We start from the raw sequence: 19,456 nt of genomic DNA, 5'->3' as shown, positions 1-19,456 counted from the left end.
ATGATAGAATTACGAGGATGATTTTATGGATCAGAATACTATACTAGAACTTATCGAAACTAATCAAATCGATGAGGCACTTTCTTCTGATTTAGTTCAAACGTTGACGATTTTGTCGAAGACAAGTTTTGAAAATATTTCACAAGAAGATGTACAAAATGTTTTACAGGTAATTGTTACTAAACTAAAAGAAGAAAACAAGAGTCATACAGAACTTCTTGTTACTGTCATTAGACAAATGTCTAAAAATGTAGATTATACGATTCCTGTTACAAATATTATTGTTGTTATTGAGCAATTAAAATCTCAAAATAAACAAACGCAGTTTACCATACTTGAAGTTATCAATGGGGCTGACAATTTGATTGCTGAAGCTACAATCATAGCAGATAAAATTATACCTATTTTATTGGAAATAATTGATAGTGAAGTCTTCTATGAAGATGAAGTTAGTTTGGCTGCAATTGAATTACTTGGAAGTTTAACAGCGTATTCTCTTCCACAGTCGTTTTTAAATGCTCTTGAAATAGCTGAAATTATGGACAATGCAGCCATTACCGCAGCGCGTAATGCTCCTTCTTACTCTTCCGAAGATCGCGCGAAACTATTACAAAAAATAACAGATAATCTTGATATTACCAGCGGAAAAACTCATGCTAATTTACTGATGGCAACAGTCATGCTCATAGAAGAAGATCACCCACAATTATTTGATCGCTTCAAAAAAGTTTCGGGAAATAATAAAGCAAAAATTTTAAGACAACTGCAAGACGTCTCTTCTTTTCTTCCAATTCATGAATCGATTTTACTCTACTCAATAAACGATACTCACGAACAAGTCATCAAATATGCAGATAAAATTTTAGATGCGCAGGGAAAAAATCCACATAAAAAGCACTGTGAAGAGGTAAAGACTTGGGGCGAATTTCGCGATTTTGTACAAAAAATATTGAAAGATCGTCGTGATATATATAAAAAATCGTTAGTTGATTATCTAAAATCAGTACTTTCTACCTTGAGTAACTACAAAGGTAAAGAATTGCGAATTTGTGATGCTGCACGCATTTTACAGGACTCTTTTTCTTGTGCACCTCTAGCATATAGTAAAGACTGGAAAGACTTGCCAGAGGCAGAAGAAAATACTTATGAAGAGCTAGAAAATTTACTAAAACAACAAGTCGTTGACCTTGAGCAGCTAAAAAAGAGTGGACTACTAAATGATGTTGGTGAGGATGGAGTGGAAGCTGAAAGTGGTAATTTTTGGCAAAATACGGATTTGTTTATTTATTTAGAGTTGGGAATAAACGGACACGAACAGAGTAATATTACAATATGCCGTTGGGATGATATTAGCAATATATTTCTCATGGGAAGTATTTCCGAATAGTTATTCCCTTTAACTAGGGCGTATCCGTACGCCCTAGTACATTGGTATCTAGCTATATTTTAAATTTTCTTCTCGTAAACGTTTTTTAAACCATGCAGAAAAGCTTTTTGCATTTTCGCGCGGTTTATTCTGTGGATTGGGGAGAGGTCCATGGAGGCTGGTATACAGTTTTTGTTCTTGTTCACTAGGTCTACGCCAACGAATAACACGATCTACCCACATATCTACTTCTTTGTCAGGTAGGCTGGGATAGTTTGCGGCAATATAGATAGATAACACAGTCATAGTATCAGTGGCAAAGTTAACATCATCAATTACATAGTTTGGCACAAAACCAAAATTGGCTTCTATTTGGCTACGCACAGTTGTTAATTGATCGTTTACTGCAATATTTAGAGGTAGCGTTTCGACAACATTTTCAAAATGAATGAGCGCTTTACGCGGATCTGCCGTTCTAGTTCTCGGATTTTTTTCAAATTCTTCTAAGTAACTTCGAACCTTTTCTCTAAATTCAGTCATTAATGTTGCGTAAGTATTAATAAAACGCAAACAACTTAGGTAGCGGCTAGCATCTTCACTTGGATTTTGTTGTAACCAGCTTTCAGCGCTTGAGTAACTTGGAACTACAGCTAAAACTGGTAATTCGCTCTGTTTTTTCGCTGATGCTATACTTAAAATATTATTTCCTGATGTATTTTTGTATTTCGCAATCTCCGTAGCAAAATCCTTGGTTGTTTTATCTAAAATGCCCAAAGAAGTCATTTTATCAATAGCTTCTTTTAACTGATTATTATTTAATTTGCTCATATAATCATATTTAATATTGTTTGCCATACGAAAAGCTGTTCCACCTATAATTTCTAATGAAGTTTTGTCATCCTGATTTTCTACTTCTAAGCCAGTAACTGTACCTAGTCCATCGCCGCCAAATTGTCTATTTTTGTCGTATGTTGGTACTAAGTTATTGCGGATACTTTCTTCGTCAAGTAAACCTGAAATTTTGTCTATATCAGGTCCTAAGGCGTAAACGAAATAATCTGCAAACCTACTACCACCACCTGTTTGTACAATAATTGGTTTTTGCCCTTCTTCTCCTGCGTTAGGATTATCAATAGCTTTATCGGCATACTTCTTAATAACTTCTGAAATTTTGGATTTATTTCCTTTAATAACTTCGTCGTATTCATATTCCACGTATTCGTTATCTGTACCAGGTAACAAGGCTGGACGTTGACTACCTGTTACCCAAATGATTGTAAAGCCTTGTCTCATAGACGTCATTACTGAATCAATTCCAGCATTTCCACCACCAACAACAATTGTTATCTCTTTAGGGTCATCTACACCTTCTTTTATTTGCTTGGCTTTTTTCTGGAATTCATCCATACTAATTACACGCCCTACTGCCTGACCTTCTTCTTGTTTGGCTGGTTTTTTATGAGGGCCAATTCCTAAACCAACCACCACTTTTTGCGCATAAAATTTAACCCCACTGGCTATTTCAACTTCATAAAATTTTTCGTTGTCATCGCCCTCTATTTTCGCTACATTTTTGATTTTTGTATTTTTGCGATGAATAACATATTTATTAATGACTTCTTCAACCACCTCAGAGAAATCACCACGCGGAGCCAACTCTTCTTTTCCTAAACCAACCTCTTCACGTAAGGCCGTAATCATATGCATTGGATGATTGATTACTCCTGGACCACGTTCTTCTTTCCACGGCTGCGTTTCACCAATAACAATAGTACTGTATTTATCTATATTATTGTTGCTCGCAAGGTAGTAAGCAGCTGCAGCTCCAGCTCCTAGTATAGCGAGTTCGAAGGTAAGACCAGGATTCGGTGATTTAGAAAAGTATTCATTTCGCTTTGTATCCTGTTCTTTCAATTCTTTTTGGGAATCTTCAACTTCTGTTTCTACTAACAAAGGCTTATTTAGATGTTTTTTTATCTCGTAATATAGTAATAATAAATGTTGATCGCTGTTTAAGTCGAAAGTTCCATAATCAATTTTACTATAACTTAATCGCGAGAGTGCATTGAATAATTTTCCGAAGAATTCTTTCTCAAAAATGTTAGTAACTATTTCTTGCTCTTCTTTGTTAAATAATATTTCACGTCGCTCATATATTTTTTCTTTTAACGCATCTTTTACCTTGTGAATCATCCACTCATCTGGATTTTTGTATTCTACCTTATGTTGGATTGATGTAGAGTTTGTTAGCTTTGATTTAAGGTTTTTAAATTTTTGCAGTATGCTTACTGGTTGCTTTTTCGATTGTACCTGGTTTTGCACATGATTACTTAGTGCCTTTGCTCCCATCACATCTGCTTCTTTTTCTAATCGATGGTCATCATTTATGTATATATTTTTTTTAAATTGAAGGGTAGGTTTAACACGTCCTTGTTTTTGTTGTACAACATGCCAACCTTCATGCGCTAAATGCTTTTCTTGCCCTCGGCCTAAAAAAATCTCATTACCCTGTGCATACGCAAGTGCCCCAACCGACTGCGGTTTAGGGGAGTTGTAGTGAACTTTTACATCGGAAAGACTTATCCCTGATAATTGCTCTAAGCCACCCTGGAGTTTTTCAGGTAAACTATCTTTCTTTTGAATAGTTTGCACTTCTGAGTTTAAGTTGCTTTGAGTTTTTTGAATAGTTCTTTGTACAACTCTATCTACTTTCGATTGTGAATAAGAGCCCTGGCTAAAAATTTGCGATACAAATTGGTTACCCATAGTTTTTTGTAACTGCATGGTATCTTGATGGTCTAACGAATGGGGAGAAAAGTGAGCTTGTTCAATAATATCTACGGAATGAGCCTTATGTGTTGTATGAGTTGTTTTTTTTTGCAGAGAAGTTTGTTGTTTTATTTTTTTGTTACTTTCCTTGTATTGATTTCCCATATATACCATCCTAAATTTTATTAAGAGATTTGCGAACCTAAAAAACCGTGTAAAAATATTTTAGTTTAGGGAGTGTCGACATTTAAAGTTTTAGATCGTTTCCTTTCCCGATTCTGCAAATAAAAGACATTCTCTGTTTTTCCAAAATTGTCTTGTTGTTATTTATTTTAGGAAAAGATTATTATTTTGATTATAAAGCTTTTACTCTTACTATGTTACCAAAAAAAATCTTTTAGGAGTAGGAGTGGGATTGAAGTCTACATTTAATTAGAGCCTGTTACATTTAATTAGGGCCTGTCAGCTCAGTATTGCTTTAATTTTTGGAAAAAATTTTCAATAAGACCATGAACTTTGCAAAATGGAAAAAATTATCAGTTCGCGTTGTTTCTATGCTTTGTAAAATTCTATAATTATTTTGGCTACGATCATGAATAGGTTGCGCCGCGAATTTTCTAATTGATGACACGCTCCAATTAAAATAGCCATTTCCCAAAAACATCAAACACATTAATGCTTTACTATACAACCATAGTTCTTGCAAACCAAATTTGAAATTTATCTTTCATAATATTGCAGCCTCCTTTTGGAGTAGAATTTATAAATTTAGATCAAACAACTAATAAAAATTATCGTATATAACTTTAGCAAAGTTAATACTAAGCAAGTCGCAAAAATTTTTTGCGACTCACTTAAGATATCATGTTGTTGATATGATTATTCTGTATGTTATACTACTACGAAAAAAGAAAAATATGCAATATATTTATCGCGGCGATATTTGGTGGTGTGATTTACCAGCGCCTTTTGGAGATCGTCCTGTTCTTGTTTTACAATCTGACCGTTTGAATAAATCTGCAATTGAAACAACCATCGTTGCTGTAATCTCCTCCGATTTAAAGCTATTAAACTCTCCTGACAATGTCCTAATAAAATCCAAAAACTTTTTACTTGAAAAAGACTCGGTTGTAAAAGTATCGCAAATTTTAACTGTCGACAAAGATACTCTTTACAATAAAAGAGGAAAATTAACGCATTCTTTGCTACAATCTGTTGAAAGAGGGGTTGCGCGAACTCTTCTGCTATAGAAGAAAATTTTAAGGAATGGTTATGTTTTACCGGCAATTGCTATGGATAATTTTAAGTTCTTTGTTATGGGTTGCTTGTTCTACACCTAAACTCGTAAATCACACAGCGCATCGTAACCAGATTGTTGTGGGAGCAGGCCCAGAAGATATGGAGCTTGTTACAGTAAACGAACAATCACACCTTTTGGTTTCGTGCTTAGAGCGTAGGTCAAAAGGATACGAAGGAGACTTCTGGCTGATTGATCTTGCAACTGATAAGCCTCGGCGTGTAGAGCGTCGTGGCGAGCCGATGGGGCTTATTTTTCGACCCCATGGTCTTTCAACTATCAAAAATGACACTGGCTCTTTTGACGTTTATGTTATACACCACGGACAGCACGGAGATGGCAATGTTGGTGAAGGAATTTACGGTCACGCTATTCTTGTGTATGAGTGGAAAGATGGATTTTTACACTATAAACGTGCATATTACGATTCGTTATTGGTAAATCCGAATGATTTATTTGTTTTAGAAAATGGTAGTTTTTATGTTACGAACGCTTATTTCAATCCGCCTGTAGGATTTTGTCAACTTCTAGGAATTTGCGAGCGTTCGACTGTCGTGTATTTTAACAACGAAAAGTGGTCTAAGGTTGCAGAAGGTTTAGAATATGCAAATGGAGTTCACTACTTACCACAAAGCAAAGAAATACTAATTAGTACTTCTGTTAGTGGTAATGTATGGTCGTATAAAAGAAATGTAAAAACAGGAGGTCTGTCTGAAAAACGTTTACTTTTTGATAACATAAACTCTGGTGATAATTTTAGCTACTATGATAAAGATACTTTGTTATTGACATCGCATGCAAACGGTACAAAATTTACGTTGCATGCGATATCTCCACGTGTTAGTTCACCTACAATTGTATGGCGTATTCACTGGCGTGAAAAACGCATTGACCCAATATACTATAATAAGGGCGGAGATTCTATTAATGGTGGTTCTACAGCAATTCTACACAATAACAAACTCTATATCTCTCAAGTTTTCGCACCTTTTATTGAGGTTGTAGATTTGCGTCATCGTGATTTTAGTACTTCTTATCAAGAGAGACGTAGCAACTAATCGCTGTACATACTTTCAATAACATCATGATATTTTTTATTGATTATGCGTCGCTTTACTTTACCTGTAGGGGTAATTTCATCGCCTTCAATAGTAAAGTCTTTGTCGAGAATGGTGTACTTTTTTATTTGTTCTGTGCGTGAAATTTGCTCATTAACTTCAGATATCACTTTGGCAACTATCTCTTGGATCTGAGGTTTTTTTGTCAAATCACTGTAATTATCAAATACAATATTGTGTATTTGTGCGTAGCTTTTAAGTTCTAATTCGTTTAAAGTAATGATCGCAGTTAGATACTTTTTATTGTCTCCATACACCATAATATTGCTGAGTAGATGGTTGCGTTTGCACAAGTTTTCAATATAAAGTGGTGCAATTTTTTTTCCTGTGGATGTTTTGATGAATTCTTTTTTACGTCCTGTGATGTATAGAAAACTATCTTCGTCTAGTTTTCCGATGTCACCGGTGTGTAGCCAACCATCTTCGCTTATGACTTCCTTTGTGGCCTTTTCATCGTTGTAATAGCCGCTGAACATCTGCGGGCCTTTGAGAAGAATTTCTCCATCTTCAGCTATTTTAATTTCACAACCGTACATCGGTTTTCCTACAGAGTTCGCACGATGTGCACGCGGAGTACTAAATGCACAACAAACAAATTCTGTTAGACCATAAGCCTCTAGTATATTGAGATTACTGGCGTATAAAAAAAAGTCTAATACTTCTTTTGGAATAGGGGCGGCACCAGAACTGCATGACACGATGCGAGATCCAAAATTACTACGGACCTTAGAGTAAATGTTAGCTTCTGCCCATTTCCAATCTTTATAGAGATTTGCAGCCAATGTTTGGTTATCATTACGTAAATCAACTACTTTTTTATTAATAGCGATGGCTTTATCAAAGTCGTCTTTGTTGATTTTTCCCTGTTCGACATCATTGAGTATTTTGGCATATATTTTTTCGTAGAAACGTGGTAATCCACCAAAAATATGAGGACTAAGTTCTTCGATATAAGAAAAAAGCTTTGCAATATTGTCTATCAAATACGCGGAAAATCCAGAGTACATACGGGCGTACATTCCACTAATTCTCTCGGCCACGTGGCAGAAAGGCAAAAAAGACAAGGAGACAAATAGTTCTTCCTCGTTATCAAGTAAAGTGTCCGATCTCACAACCTCAAAAACTTTGTCGAGTGCTATGCAACTTGAAATTATATAGCGATTACTTAAGCAAGCTCCTTTTGGATGTCCAGTTGTTCCTGATGTATATACGATTACGACAGTATCTTCGTAAGAGCGATTGTTCGCAACATCTTGATATGTGTCCCACATATCGCTGCTACCTTGCCTTAAAAAATCTTCCCAGGAAATAACATCTGGATGCGATACTTTTGATATAATAGTTAATTGTGGAATTTGCTCGCGAATTTGCAAAATCTTTTGCAACTGCTCATTACTATCGACAACTACAAATTTAGAATTGGAATGTTTTAGAATATAAGCACACTGTTCAGGGGAACTACTTGGGTAAAGACCTACTCCAATTCCTCCAGCAGCAATAGTTCCTATGTCTGCAACAGGCCATGCTAGATCATTTCCAGCAAGAATACTTACCGTGTCTCCAGGTTTGAGACCTTTTTCAAGAAGAGCAAGTGCAAAATTATCTGCGAGCTCTTTAAGTTCCTGCCATGTAACTTTTTGCCAATTATCATCTACTTTGTGGAAATAGGCCGCTTGTTCAGCAAACTTTTCGGTTGTTGCACACAACATTTGATAGATATTTTGATATTGCATTTTATGTTCCCCATACAAGTCCACCATCGACAGAAATATTTGCTCCGCTAACAAAACTGGCCTCACTCGAAGCTAACCATAAATAAACATTTGCCAGCTCTTTAGGCTCACCTAAACGATTTAAAGGTGTTTTCCCTGAAATCCCAGCAATAATTTTTTCGGGTATCTTTTTTACCATTTCTGTGGCGATAAAACCAGGAGAAATTGCATTTACTCTGATGTTGTATCTTCCAAGTTCACGCGCCCATACTTGCGTCATACCAATGACTCCTGCTTTCGTTGCAACATAATTGGTTTGCCCAAGATTTCCGTACAAACCAACTACAGACGAAGCATTAAGAATAACACCTGACTGTTGCTTTATCATTGTTGGTGCAACGGCTTGTGTACAATTAAAAACACCTTTTAGATTAATATCTACCACTTGATCAAAATCTTCCTCTGGCATTTCTTTGACAAGCTCACCGTTTTTTACCTTCACCAAGAAATTGTCGCGTGTAATTCCTGCATTGTTAACAAGTACATCGATGCGTCCGTGTTTTTCGACAATAACTTGCACCCATTCGCGTACAGCGCTACGGTCTGTTACGTTCACATGGTGATAACTATGGTTACCTCCTACTTCAGAAAGAAGCGCTTTGTTAGCATCCTGATCAAGGTCACACCAGCAAACTGTTGCTCCTTCTTCAATAAATCTTAATACAGTAGCACGTCCAATTCCTCTAGCACCACCTGTGATCATTACTATTTTGCTTTGCATGCGCATAATAATTTTCCTTATTTAAATTTGTTTGGATTCTTATTTGTGTTTTTTTAGTTCTCGAATCGCTGTTCTCAATTCTTCTATTTTTACGTTTTCTTTTAAGACATCTATTTTTTTAGAGTACCGGTTCCATAATTCCATATTAATATGTATGGATTCCAATCCTCAAAGATGGAAATGCCTTGTAGTTTGAATCTAAACTTGTGAATATTAATCATTTTTCTACCTGTACAAATTAAAGTTAACCTGCTTACAAATCTTACTGTAAAGCCGTTCCCGGATCTTCATTTTCGCGATTTGGCTTTTGAGTCTCTTCGCCGCTGAAAAAATCAACCATTTCTTTCCACACTGGACGATTCTTAGGATGAAAGATAATACTTAAATGTTGACCAGGAATTATTTTTTGCAAGTTGATTTCGCTGGAAACTTGCTCGTTGAGCGTTTTGGCTGAATTTGGGGTTACGATCCAGTCGTCTTCAGCGATAATGTTGAGTAGAGGAGATGTTATATTTGTAAGAGAAATCTTTTGGTTATTAATCGTCGTAAGTCCTTTTTTTAACCTATCTTCCTGGTATATTTCTTCTATTAATTTGCGGAAAACTTCTCCAGGAACATCAATGTTATCGTTGATCCATTTGTCTACGGCGCAAAATGCGTTCATTGCTTGGTCATTCATTTTGTCTAAGTTTTCATAAAATTTTTTCCAACGAATCACTTCGTAATAAGGTTTTAATCCTATAAAAGTATAGCGTATCAATTTGGCAGGCATGTTACCAAATGTTTGTAACACTTGTTCTGTCGGTAACAAATTTGCCCATAAACCAACAATTCCTCCATCACTACCACTAACAGGCGTTGTTAAGGTAACAAGTTTTTCTACTTTTGCGGGTTCATAGGCGCTATAGAGAGTTGCAAGCACTCCCCCTAAACAGTGACCTAATAAAGAAACTTTGGGAAAATTACTATACTCAATTACAAAATCAACAACATTCGAAATAATAGGCGAAATAAGATGATCAAGAGTTGTGTTGCGATCTTCATAATCAGGCTCTCCCCAATCGATAAGGTAAACATCCAGTCCTTTTTGGGTTAAGTACTCAATAACGCTAGATCCAGGTAGCAAATCTAAAATATAAGGTTTGTTAATAAGCGAATAAACAATGAGAATAGGCGCTACATTTTTCTTCGGTGTTTTGGCTGGATAGTGAAAAAGTTGATACTTGTCTTTTTGCCAAACTAGATTGCGAGACGTGCACCCTACTTTTGTTGTTTCTGGATCAGCATAGTATTCCATTCCGTATTTAAGTTTTACAGCGAGGCTTTCTTTCAGTCTTTTGCTATAAGTTTCTATGCTTGTGTCAGTTGGGTTTGTTAGCATTTTTGACCAGATTTCCCATAAGTGTTGCGCGTTAATTTTTTTAGCATTTTCCGGAATTGCTTCTATATCGCGAAGATACTCAGTGGTTATTGTTTGGAAGTAGTCCATCATTGATTGGGCGTTATGCTTTTGAGTATTTTGACTATTTTTATCAAAAGTTTTTTGATAACTTTCTGCGATGTTAGTTGCCGTCATTTTTGAAAGAGTATCGATCATTTTTTTGTCAAGATTTTGCATAGCACCGAAAATTTGTTGATTTTTGTGTTTGGCGTACTCTTCTGATCCTTGGGTCATGTGAATTTTATTCATTTGTTCGTACCATTTTTGCAAATTGTCTAAAAATGGTTTTCCTGCTTGTATAAATCCACTTAGCATATTTTCAGGACTAGCATTTGCCATAGATTGCGGGGTAAAATCTTTATATGTCTCAAAAGATTTTTGGTAATTTTTCGCGGTATTTTCCCAAAATTTAAAGAATTCATCGTGCATTGTGCTTCTCCTGTAATCTTAGTGTTTTAGGGAGATTATAACTCTTAGGAGGGGGCCTGTCTATGCCTTACTGCTTTTGTGATAAGTTTAGATTTGTCCCAGGCGCAATTCGATAATGCGTCTGTATGAATGAAGTTTCAACTTGTACTGGTGCTATGCAAGGTGTGTTATCAATTGGTCAAAAAACTATATACAACCTAAAGTTAATTTATTCTAAGGTTCGTAGCCATAATCGTAGTCGTGATGGTCACCGTGACCCTGACCGAAAATATAGTCTTTTACAAATATGTGTACAAAATATAGATATTTTTGCTTTGTGTATTAAAGGCATACTGTTTTCGGTTACGACTGCAATCACGGCTAGGATCGCAGTTACGTATTTTTTAACATAATGTTTTAATTAATGACGCTCTCAATTAAATATTTGTTTATTTACCTGGCGTAGTTCATTTACTTGCTTTGTTAGTTTGTGAAGTGAGGTTTGGGTTATTTAAAATAGGTGAAAAGAAATCAAATAACTGATCTCTAAATGTACCTAAGTTGTCGATAACATCGTTACTTGTTGTATTGTATCCTTCTATTGTTTTCTCCCAGCACTCCTCGAAAAATTTTAATCCATTTTTTTTCGAAGTATCAAACTCTTGAAAGTTCAAGTTTTCGTAGTTTTTTTTCATATAATCGGGGAAATCTTTAACAAAATTTTCCCAAAAAACTTGTGATAATTTGTTATACTCCATGTTGCTTTGCAAAAAATTTGCCCACGATGAGTGGATATTTTGCAGTTTTTCCATATACTCATGATGAGACTCCATCAAGGGGAATTTTTTCCAGAAATCAATGGTGCTTTGTGGTAAAGTGGCGAACATGGTATTCTCCTTTTTTTGCAATGCAAAATAAATATGCCGAATTATATATTTAATTAAATATATTGTGTTATTCTAACTCGTAAATACTGAATAAATATAAAATCATCTTTTATGTTGCATTGCAACATAAAAATATGAATAATAACAAAAAAGCTTAAACAATAGTGAAAAAAATCATAATAAAAAAGTATGTAAATCGCAGACTGTATCACACAATAGAGAAGAAATATATTACCTTAGAAGAATTAGCTCAGGTTATACAAGCTGGTAATTTTGTAGAGGTTATTGATAATCAAAGTAAAAAAGATATTACTCAAGATACCTTACTGCAAATTATTCTTAATGAGAAAAAAGATTCTATATTTTCTACAAAACTATTGCATCAACTTATAAAACTACAAAAAGATGATAACCAAGAGTTTTTGCAATTTTATTTAAACGCAAGTCTTGACTCTTATATCAAGCTTAAAGAAAACATGCAGCAGCAATTTAATATGTTAAGTGGCTGGATGAATTTAGCACAAATGCCAAATCATTTTACGAATAATGCTTGGGAACAGTTGCAAAATACTCTAAAGCAGTATGAAAAAAAGATAACTGATCTTGAAGAAAAGTTAAAGGGAGGTCATGAATGAAATGCTTGTTCATGTTTGTAATGACAATTAGTAGCTTATTTGCAACTCAATATTTAAATGAAGTGCCTATAAAAATAAATAACAATGTTATGCATTGGGCGAAAAGTGAAGTGTATCGCGATGCACACCCAAAGTTTGTCAGAGAAAGAATACTAGACATTACTCGTTTTGAAAATTCAAGTGTGCTAGAGTGTTTTCCGCAGAGTTTATACAATAGTGAAGGAGCTGATTCTTCACTTATGGTTTTATTTTCAGCTCCGAAATGGAATAAATCGCAAAAAACACCTGTACTCCTCATTCATGGTGCAGGAGATGATGCTTATCGCGCATGGGTACACCCATTAACAAAATCCACTCCTTCTAAAATTCCATTAGAAGAGCAAGGGTACATGCAGCAACTTGTGAGCAAAGGCTATCCAGTATTTGCAATTAATTTTTCACATAGTCATGGCTGTAACTATTTACAAGCAGAACAAATTCGAAATGCGGTACGTATTATTAAGAAAAAAACGCAAAAACCCAAAGTTAACATTATTGCTCACTCAAAAGGAAACTGCGCAGCAACTATCTATATGAGTAATTTTGGAGAGGTAGATAAGGCATATAAATCTTTTCTTAGTAAATATACAAATGATATAGATACTTATGTGCAAATTGGTGCAGCAAATAAAGGGATTGATTTGGTTTTTCGCTATTATTTGGGTAATGTATATTCGATAGCAAATAATATATCTTCGCCTATTTGTTTTTACCAAGGTTTAGTATATGGACTTTGGACTGATTTATACAAACTTGATATATACTCTCAAAATCCTGGTAAATATCAAGGAAACTATTTTCCTGGACAAAACCAGTTGTTGTATAATTTAGTAAAAGATGGTTTAGATTTCTCTGCCTTTAGTTATACACCAGGAGATTTTAACATGACAATGAAAGCTTGCTATTATGGAGGAACTACTGCTTTTGTTTCATCTTATGGTATTGAACATGCTATTGCTGAAGGGCAAAATACTATATATAAAATCAATAGGCACGGGATTGATCCAGCAATTAATATTATTAATGTTTATGGTACAAATTCTGCTATAAACGAGATTGATTTGGGAGTAATAAAAGTACCTGTTGGTGTGCAAGACTATTCTAGTGATGGAGTGGTGTATAAATACAGTTCTTCTTATACAGAAGGTATTACAAAGCGCGGCGCTAGACTTATTGGGCAAAGAGGCTTTGATAAAAATCACTTGAGAATAGCTTATGATTCTGAAGTTTTGGATTGGATTGTTAGTCTTTGGTATTAGTACCAGAATAAAACTGATGGAATGTGTAAGTTTTAATGCTGTGCCTGAATAAATAGGCGCAGCATTAAACATTACAAATATTACTTGTGAATTTTATTCTGAACCGTTAGAGTTAGAGATAAACCCTACGATATAACCAAGAACAAAAGTGGAAATACCAACAATGATTGTAATGAAATGTTGTTGTATAAAAGAAGGTTCTAATTCTGACACAAGCAATTCTCTCTATAATCTAGTCGTCACCAGTAACAATAGTAGTAACTTCCATAAATACACCTAGTACATTGCGGACTTTTTGGTCGACTGTTTTAATTTTGGTAATACCGCCATTTGCTGCGGCAGACTTAACACTCGCATCCCCAAAACTTACACCAAAAATCAAACTAGCCTTAGATTCTCCTACTAATGCGCCAGGGCTATTTCCTGTAACAGCAAGAGGACCTTCAACATCTGCGTATAAAGCTCCAACTAATGGATTAACAGAAAGAGCGCACCCTGAGATGATTAGCGCTATGGCAACAAGTAGTAAGACATTTGTAAATTTTTTCATTTAACTTTCCTTTATAAAATGGTCATTGTATTCGATTATTCTATTGTAACGATATAAATTTATGGTTCAACAAAAAAAAGGTCATATATGAAAGGCATTATTCTCGCAGGAGGCAAAGGTACAAGGCTCTATCCTGCCACAAAAGCTATATGTAAACAACTCATGCCGATTTACGACAAACCGATGATTTATTATCCTCTTTCTATTCATATGCTTGCAAAAATACGCGATATTTTAATTATTGGTAATCCTGATGATATACCCGTATTTAGAAATTTGTTTGGGGACGGTAGTTCTTTAGGAATAAATATTAGTTATGCTGAACAACCCGAACCAAACGGTATTGCAGAGGCGTTTATTATCGGGGAAAAATTTATTGGTGATGACGATGTATCTCTTATTCTCGGAGATAATATTTTTTATGGAGAAAGCTTGAGTAAAACACTTGGTAACGTGTGTGAAAATCATCAAGGAGCCACAATCTTTGGATACAACGTTCCTAATCCAGAACGTTATGGTGTTATTAATTTTGATGAGCAAGGTAAGCCGCAAAGTATTGTTGAAAAGCCAAAACAACCAAAATCAAATACAGTTGTCGTTGGTTTATACTTTTATGACAACAATGTAATCGATATTGCAAAAAATTTATCTCCTTCCTCACGAGGAGAACTTGAAATTTCAGAAATCAATGATATTTATTTGCGCAATGAAAAATTAAATGTCGAAATACTTGGGCGTGGTTTCGCATGGCTTGATACTGGAAGTTTTCAAACGATGTTCGATGCCTCTAATTTTATTCGAACTATTGAAGAACGCCAAGGGTTAAAAATAGCGTGTATTGAAGAAATTGCCTACACGAACGGTTGGATTTCTGAACAAGATATAGAGCGCGTTGCAGAGCCTCTAATTGCAAGTGGTTATGGTAAGTATTTATTGAAGGTTATAAAAAATGAAACGCGTTTTAAATAACATTTTAGTCACTGGTGGTGCTGGATTTATTGGTTGTAATTTTATACGTTATTTGTTTACTAAAACTTCTTTTGAAGGGCAAATAGTTAATGTAGATAAAATAACTTACGCAGGTAATGAAAGTTATTTGCATGATATTCGCAAGACTTACAATAAGCGTTATATTTTTGAGAAATGCGATATTTGCGATTATGTATCAATAAAGCGCATTTTGAACGAGTACAATATTGATACGATTATTCATTTTGCTGCAGAATCCCACGTTGATAATTCTATTTATGGACCTAAAAATTTCGTAGATACTAATATTGTTGGTACTTCTGTACTTCTCGAAGTTGCAAGAGAATCATGGTTGGACCGCGATGATGTTCTCTTTCATCATATAAGTACTGATGAAGTGTACGGTAGTTTAGATGATGAAGGTTATTTTTACGAAACAACACCTTATAATCCTCGCAATCCATATTCGGCATCAAAAGCAGCAGCTGATCACTTAGTCAAAGCTTATTTTCATACTTATAAAATGCCAATCACTATGTCCAATTGTTCGAATAATTTTGGGGCATATCAGCATCTGGAAAAATTAATACCAGTTGTTATTTCTAAAATGAAAAAAGGAGAAAAGATACCTGTTTATGGCGAAGGCAAAAATGTTAGAGATTGGTTGTATGTTGAAGACCATTGCAGTGCTATTTGGAAAATTATCAATAGCGGTAAGACAGGGGATACTTACAATATCGGTGGCGAAAATGAGTGGACGAATATAGATTTAGTCAAACTTTTATGTGAGATTTTGGCAAAAATAAACCAAAAAGAAAAAGACCATTACAAATCGTTAATTACGTTTGTGACAGATCGCAAGGGACATGATTTACGTTATGCCGTGAATTGTGATAAAATTAAAAATGATCTTGGTTGGTCGCAGCAATACAATTTCAAAAAAGCTCTTGAAAATACAGTACGTTGGTATTTGTAATTACGAGAAAGAAATATTGGTGGTTCGAACAGTAAATTCATAGTGCTATGTCGGTAGTTTTGTACCTGTACAAATGAATAACGTTTGCCATTGTTTAAGTGAGTTTTTACAATTATTTGCGAAGGCCGGGCGGCACGAGACCGCCCTTACATCGCACTGCCATAAAGAAAATCTATTTTTCTACTTGCTTTCAAAGTGCTTCTTTATGTAATCAGTAGAGTCTTTAATTATATGGTTTATGTCGTGTTGTGGTTGCCAGTCGAGTTCTTGCATTGCCCTCTTGGCAATACCTACGCGAAATTTGACGTCAGCGAGTGGCGCTTCTATCTTTTTTAATTCGGGAAAAGGCAATTGCGGATTGACGTGTTGCCATATGCGTTTTGCTAACTCTAACATATCAAAAGTGTTTTCACCACATATATTGAAATCGCGATTAACCACTTGTTTGTCAATCATTTTTGACATAGCTTCAGCAATGTCTTTTGCGTGAGTAAAAGTGCGAACTTGGTCACCCTCACCAAATATTTCGAAAGGCGTTTGTTTTATCATTGATTTATAAATAAAGTCAGGTATAACATGAGCCATTCCAAATTTTGCTTTTCCATCACCCGAAACATCGGGCAATTCACCACTTCCAACAGCATTAAATGGCCGTACAATTAAATAACGGAGATCATATTCACGATGTGCACCTGTTGTTAAAAATTCACCAAAAAGTTTTTGCATTCCATAGTTTGTGATTGGAATAGGTTGCGCTAAAGCATGTTCTTCGCTGACAGGATGATCCACTCGTTCAAAAACCATCGAAGACGAAAAGTAAACAAATATTGCTTGTGGACATGCAGCGAGTGTGTGGTCTATTGCTCGTGATAAAATTTCGGTATTGTCGCGAGCAATTTGATAAGGAATACGGTGAAAATACTTGATGCCACCAATAAGTGCTGCTAAGCAAAATACATAATCGTATCCTATATATTCTTTGGGATACATATTTCTAACATCTTTATTATGCAGAGAGAAATTGGGATTTTTGTAAAAATCGTGTTCGATATAACCATATTTTGAAAAATTATCGACAACGGTTACTTGATGACCATTCTCTAAAAGTTTACGAACAATATACGAACCGATAAAACCGGCTCCTCCTAATGCTAAAATTTTTGCCATCGTTTTTTCCTGTCTCTACAAAAATAGTAATGCACTCTAGTTGGAATTGCCTTTTTGGTTACCTTCAAAAAAATTATCTCCGTACTTTACTTTTTTTTCGAATTTAATTCCAAAACCTTTATTACGGATAAATCTATTGCCAATAATCTCACTAGGAGTACTTTTATTATTACAATATAAACCATCTTCTTCGTTATTAACAACGTGGTTTTTGGTTATTTTTGGTGATGAATCATCAAGATATACACCATAACCTTTATTGTTGGCAATGGTATTTTGTGATATAAACCCTTTACTTTGGTTAATCCATAAACCAACAGAGTTATGTTTAACCGAGTTGTTGCTAACTTCAATTGTAGAACTCTCGGCTTCAATTCCACGTCCTTGATTACCATGGATTTTATTTCCATCTATGATAACACTGGGGCAAATATCAACAAAAATACCCTTTTCACTGTGCTTTATTGTATTCTCTTTACAAATGGTATTTTCAGAATCTTTGATATAGATTCCACCACCTTGGGATTCAACAATAACCCCTTTGCCCTCTTCAACTATTGCTTTGCCAGTAATATCATTTCCACGCAAGAATACCGTTTTTCCCGATTCGACCTCGATGGCTGATCTTTGACGACTACTATTAGTGAATGAGTTATAAAAAACTTCTATCTTTTGTCCATTTATGAGAGCTAAACAACAGCCATTTTCTGTTTTTACTTTGTTTTTTACAACTTGAGATCGACCAAATTTTATACTACTACAATCTTTAAAAAAGACAGCATCTTTTTTATAGCTTTCTATTATGTTGGCTGTTAAGAGTATATCGCGGCAATTATACATTTCTAGTGCCTGTAAATCTGTTTTTATTTCATTGCGAAAAATAGCAGATTTTTGTTTAGCATAAGCGTGACGTAATACAATCCCTTTGCTACCGCTAATGATATTTTTTTCAAATAAAAATTGTTCAACATCTTTGAAATGAATAATATCGTGTTGTTCACTACCACTTAACATTTTGTTGTTTTTAATATATATATTTTTGCCTGTTTCTACATAAATTGCGCTTTTCTTGGTTTTGATATCATTATTTTCAATATATATGTCAGAGCTTTTTGCTTGTATGTCGAAGGATGTTGCTGTACTTTTTATTTTATTGCTACGAAAAATGATTTTCGCTGAGTGTGAGATTAAAAATAGTGGTGCTGTTTCATCTTGTCCTGAAAAGTTTATATTTTCAATTTCACAATTATTGCATCCCTTAATTGTAATAGCAGTTCCTTTGTTTGCCCATACAAATACCTGACCTTCTGCTTTTAAAGTGATACCTGATTTATTTTCCATTACGATATTTTCTTCGCGTTTAGAAGGAGTAATTAGCAGTATGCTATTTTCAGGTGCGTTTTTGATTTTATGATTTAAGTTATCTTCCGCTGCTACTACTATAATCGTTTTACCTTTAGCTTCGTCAGGTATATCTTTTGATGGTGAATACCATGTAAAATAAGCAACATTGGTGAGGGCAATAAATATTACAGTTGAAAAAAATAGCTTGAATGATGCAGTTGTTACAGGCATAGGAATGCGATTACTCATTCAGAGTTTCCTCCGTGAGTTGTGATTTGAAAACCTGCTTTTTCCAACAGTTTCTTTGCTGAATAACTTGCTTTATAAGGATCTTTTCCATCTTTATAGTATTTGATCCGAACTTCTTTATTTGCATATTTTGTTAATAATTTTTCGATGGTTTTTTCTAACGTTTTCTTATCTGGACATGGCCAGTTCCCTACATATAAAGTGCCGTCAATAAAGCGCATACGTAAAGTGACTTCTTCTACTTGTACGTTTTTCTCAGGCTCTTTGTTTGTTTCCTTGTCTTTAGGATCTACCTTTTCTGGGGTGTTTTTTGTTTTTTCAGGTTTGTCTCCTGTTGTTCCCGTTTCTCCTGTTTGATTTATTACAGGTAAAAACTTTAGAAAATCTCCTCCTTGAGGGGCTAGATATATGAGTCCAGCAATAACAGCTCCTGCTGCTAGTTTCTTTTTTGTTAGAAATTTCTTCTTTTTCTTTTTAGGCATTGGTTTC

At 34.8% G+C, this 19,456-nt stretch carries 16 protein-coding genes; 7 read left to right on the top strand and 9 right to left on the bottom strand.

The window, feature by feature from the left end; translation table 11 throughout:
* The first annotated feature begins 25 nt into the window (after positions 1–25).
* Positions 26–1,387, top strand: coding sequence for a hypothetical protein (locus UABHE_RS27825; RefSeq protein WP_372366589.1), 1,362 nt, complete (start codon positions 26–28; stop codon positions 1,385–1,387).
* A 48-nt stretch (positions 1,388–1,435) separates the two neighbouring features.
* Here UABHE_RS27825 and UABHE_RS27820 read toward each other — a convergent pair whose 3' ends face one another.
* Positions 1,436–4,300, bottom strand: coding sequence for a DUF4157 domain-containing protein (locus tag UABHE_RS27820; RefSeq protein WP_372366588.1), 2,865 nt, complete (start codon positions 4,298–4,300; stop codon positions 1,436–1,438).
* Between the two features lie 752 nt (positions 4,301–5,052).
* Here UABHE_RS27820 and UABHE_RS27815 point away from each other — a divergent pair.
* Positions 5,053–5,385, top strand: a complete 333-nt coding sequence (locus UABHE_RS27815; protein WP_372366587.1) for a type II toxin-antitoxin system PemK/MazF family toxin — start codon at positions 5,053–5,055, stop codon at positions 5,383–5,385.
* Between the two features lie 22 nt (positions 5,386–5,407).
* Positions 5,408–6,490 (top strand): hypothetical protein, encoded by a 1,083-nt coding sequence (locus tag UABHE_RS27810; protein WP_372366586.1) that lies wholly within the window; start codon positions 5,408–5,410, stop codon positions 6,488–6,490.
* On the opposite strand, the gene UABHE_RS27805 is transcribed toward UABHE_RS27810, so the two are convergent.
* The 4 genes from UABHE_RS27805 to UABHE_RS27790 form a co-directional block, all read right to left on the bottom strand.
* Positions 6,487–8,283, bottom strand: coding sequence for a long-chain fatty acid--CoA ligase (locus UABHE_RS27805; protein WP_372366585.1), 1,797 nt, complete (start codon positions 8,281–8,283; stop codon positions 6,487–6,489). The genes UABHE_RS27810 and UABHE_RS27805 overlap by 4 nt on opposite strands.
* Before the next feature lies 1 nt (position 8,284).
* Positions 8,285–9,049: a beta-ketoacyl-ACP reductase gene (locus tag UABHE_RS27800; protein ID WP_372366584.1), complete on the bottom strand. Its 765-nt coding sequence runs from the start codon at positions 9,047–9,049 to the stop codon at positions 8,285–8,287.
* A gap of 256 nt (positions 9,050–9,305) precedes the next feature.
* The gene (locus UABHE_RS27795; RefSeq protein ID WP_372366582.1) at positions 9,306–10,913 is read right to left on the bottom strand and encodes an alpha/beta fold hydrolase; all 1,608 of its coding nucleotides are present in this window, start codon (positions 10,911–10,913) and stop codon (positions 9,306–9,308) included.
* 446 nt (positions 10,914–11,359) lie between these two features.
* Complete coding sequence (locus UABHE_RS27790) at positions 11,360–11,779, bottom strand: hypothetical protein (protein WP_372366581.1); 420 nt, start codon at positions 11,777–11,779, stop codon at positions 11,360–11,362.
* Between the two features lie 164 nt (positions 11,780–11,943).
* Between UABHE_RS27790 and UABHE_RS27785 the strand changes: the two genes are divergently transcribed.
* Together UABHE_RS27785 and UABHE_RS27780 are read left to right on the top strand one after the other, a co-directional pair.
* Positions 11,944–12,414: a polyhydroxyalkanoate synthesis regulator DNA-binding domain-containing protein gene (locus UABHE_RS27785; protein WP_372366580.1), complete on the top strand. Its 471-nt coding sequence runs from the start codon at positions 11,944–11,946 to the stop codon at positions 12,412–12,414.
* Entirely contained in the window at positions 12,411–13,712 is a 1,302-nt protein-coding gene (locus tag UABHE_RS27780) for an esterase/lipase family protein (protein WP_372366579.1), read from the top strand. Before UABHE_RS27785 ends, UABHE_RS27780 begins: the two co-directional genes overlap by 4 nt.
* A gap of 232 nt (positions 13,713–13,944) precedes the next feature.
* On the opposite strand, the gene UABHE_RS27775 is transcribed toward UABHE_RS27780, so the two are convergent.
* Positions 13,945–14,262 (bottom strand): TRL-like family protein, encoded by a 318-nt coding sequence (locus UABHE_RS27775; RefSeq protein ID WP_372366578.1) that lies wholly within the window; start codon positions 14,260–14,262, stop codon positions 13,945–13,947.
* Positions 14,263–14,349: 87 nt separating this feature from the next.
* On the opposite strand from UABHE_RS27775, the gene rfbA reads away from it, so the two are divergent.
* Positions 14,350–15,231: a glucose-1-phosphate thymidylyltransferase RfbA gene (rfbA, locus tag UABHE_RS27770; protein ID WP_372366577.1), complete on the top strand. Its 882-nt coding sequence runs from the start codon at positions 14,350–14,352 to the stop codon at positions 15,229–15,231.
* Complete coding sequence (gene rfbB / locus UABHE_RS27765) at positions 15,212–16,207, top strand: dTDP-glucose 4,6-dehydratase (RefSeq protein ID WP_372366576.1); 996 nt, start codon at positions 15,212–15,214, stop codon at positions 16,205–16,207. The genes rfbA and rfbB overlap by 20 nt, the downstream gene beginning before the upstream one ends.
* 180 nt (positions 16,208–16,387) lie before the next feature.
* On the opposite strand, the gene UABHE_RS27760 is transcribed toward rfbB, so the two are convergent.
* Genes UABHE_RS27760 through UABHE_RS27750 form a run of 3 tightly spaced genes read right to left on the bottom strand, consistent with a single transcriptional unit; the run spans position 16,388 to position 19,449 of the window.
* Positions 16,388–17,374 (bottom strand): NAD-dependent epimerase/dehydratase family protein, encoded by a 987-nt coding sequence (locus UABHE_RS27760; RefSeq protein ID WP_372366575.1) that lies wholly within the window; start codon positions 17,372–17,374, stop codon positions 16,388–16,390.
* A 36-nt stretch (positions 17,375–17,410) separates the two neighbouring features.
* A complete protein-coding gene (locus UABHE_RS27755; RefSeq protein WP_372366574.1) occupies positions 17,411–18,967 on the bottom strand; it encodes a right-handed parallel beta-helix repeat-containing protein in 1,557 nt (518 codons plus the stop codon).
* Positions 18,964–19,449: a hypothetical protein gene (locus UABHE_RS27750; protein WP_372366573.1), complete on the bottom strand. Its 486-nt coding sequence runs from the start codon at positions 19,447–19,449 to the stop codon at positions 18,964–18,966. The genes UABHE_RS27755 and UABHE_RS27750 overlap by 4 nt, the downstream gene beginning before the upstream one ends.
* Between the last annotated feature and the right edge of the window lie 7 nt (positions 19,450–19,456).

The organism is Candidatus Uabimicrobium helgolandensis (genome assembly GCF_041508025.1).
GTDB classification, from domain to species: Bacteria; Planctomycetota; Uabimicrobiia; order Uabimicrobiales; family Uabimicrobiaceae; genus Uabimicrobium; species Uabimicrobium helgolandensis.
Note: the sequence above shows the minus strand (reverse complement) of the source record. Positions and strands in the feature narration are given on the sequence as shown.

What these genes read in the sequence shown, in the direction of transcription:
- UABHE_RS27825 (WP_372366589.1), top strand. Translation starts at nt 26, where the DNA reads ATGGATCAGAATACTATACTAGAACTTATCGAAACTAATCAAATCGAT.
- UABHE_RS27820 (WP_372366588.1), bottom strand. Translation starts at nt 4,300, where the DNA reads ATGGGAAATCAATACAAGGAAAGTAACAAAAAAATAAAACAACAAACT.
- UABHE_RS27815 (WP_372366587.1), top strand. Translation starts at nt 5,053, where the DNA reads ATGCAATATATTTATCGCGGCGATATTTGGTGGTGTGATTTACCAGCG.
- UABHE_RS27810 (WP_372366586.1), top strand. Translation starts at nt 5,408, where the DNA reads ATGTTTTACCGGCAATTGCTATGGATAATTTTAAGTTCTTTGTTATGG.
- UABHE_RS27805 (WP_372366585.1), bottom strand. Translation starts at nt 8,283, where the DNA reads ATGCAATATCAAAATATCTATCAAATGTTGTGTGCAACAACCGAAAAG.
- UABHE_RS27800 (WP_372366584.1), bottom strand. Translation starts at nt 9,049, where the DNA reads ATGCGCATGCAAAGCAAAATAGTAATGATCACAGGTGGTGCTAGAGGA.
- UABHE_RS27795 (WP_372366582.1), bottom strand. Translation starts at nt 10,913, where the DNA reads ATGCACGATGAATTCTTTAAATTTTGGGAAAATACCGCGAAAAATTAC.
- UABHE_RS27790 (WP_372366581.1), bottom strand. Translation starts at nt 11,779, where the DNA reads ATGTTCGCCACTTTACCACAAAGCACCATTGATTTCTGGAAAAAATTC.
- UABHE_RS27780 (WP_372366579.1), top strand. Translation starts at nt 12,411, where the DNA reads ATGAAATGCTTGTTCATGTTTGTAATGACAATTAGTAGCTTATTTGCA.
- UABHE_RS27775 (WP_372366578.1), bottom strand. Translation starts at nt 14,262, where the DNA reads ATGAAAAAATTTACAAATGTCTTACTACTTGTTGCCATAGCGCTAATC.
- rfbA (WP_372366577.1), top strand. Translation starts at nt 14,350, where the DNA reads ATGAAAGGCATTATTCTCGCAGGAGGCAAAGGTACAAGGCTCTATCCT.
- rfbB (WP_372366576.1), top strand. Translation starts at nt 15,212, where the DNA reads ATGAAACGCGTTTTAAATAACATTTTAGTCACTGGTGGTGCTGGATTT.
- UABHE_RS27760 (WP_372366575.1), bottom strand. Translation starts at nt 17,374, where the DNA reads ATGGCAAAAATTTTAGCATTAGGAGGAGCCGGTTTTATCGGTTCGTAT.
- UABHE_RS27755 (WP_372366574.1), bottom strand. Translation starts at nt 18,967, where the DNA reads ATGAGTAATCGCATTCCTATGCCTGTAACAACTGCATCATTCAAGCTA.
- UABHE_RS27750 (WP_372366573.1), bottom strand. Translation starts at nt 19,449, where the DNA reads ATGCCTAAAAAGAAAAAGAAGAAATTTCTAACAAAAAAGAAACTAGCA.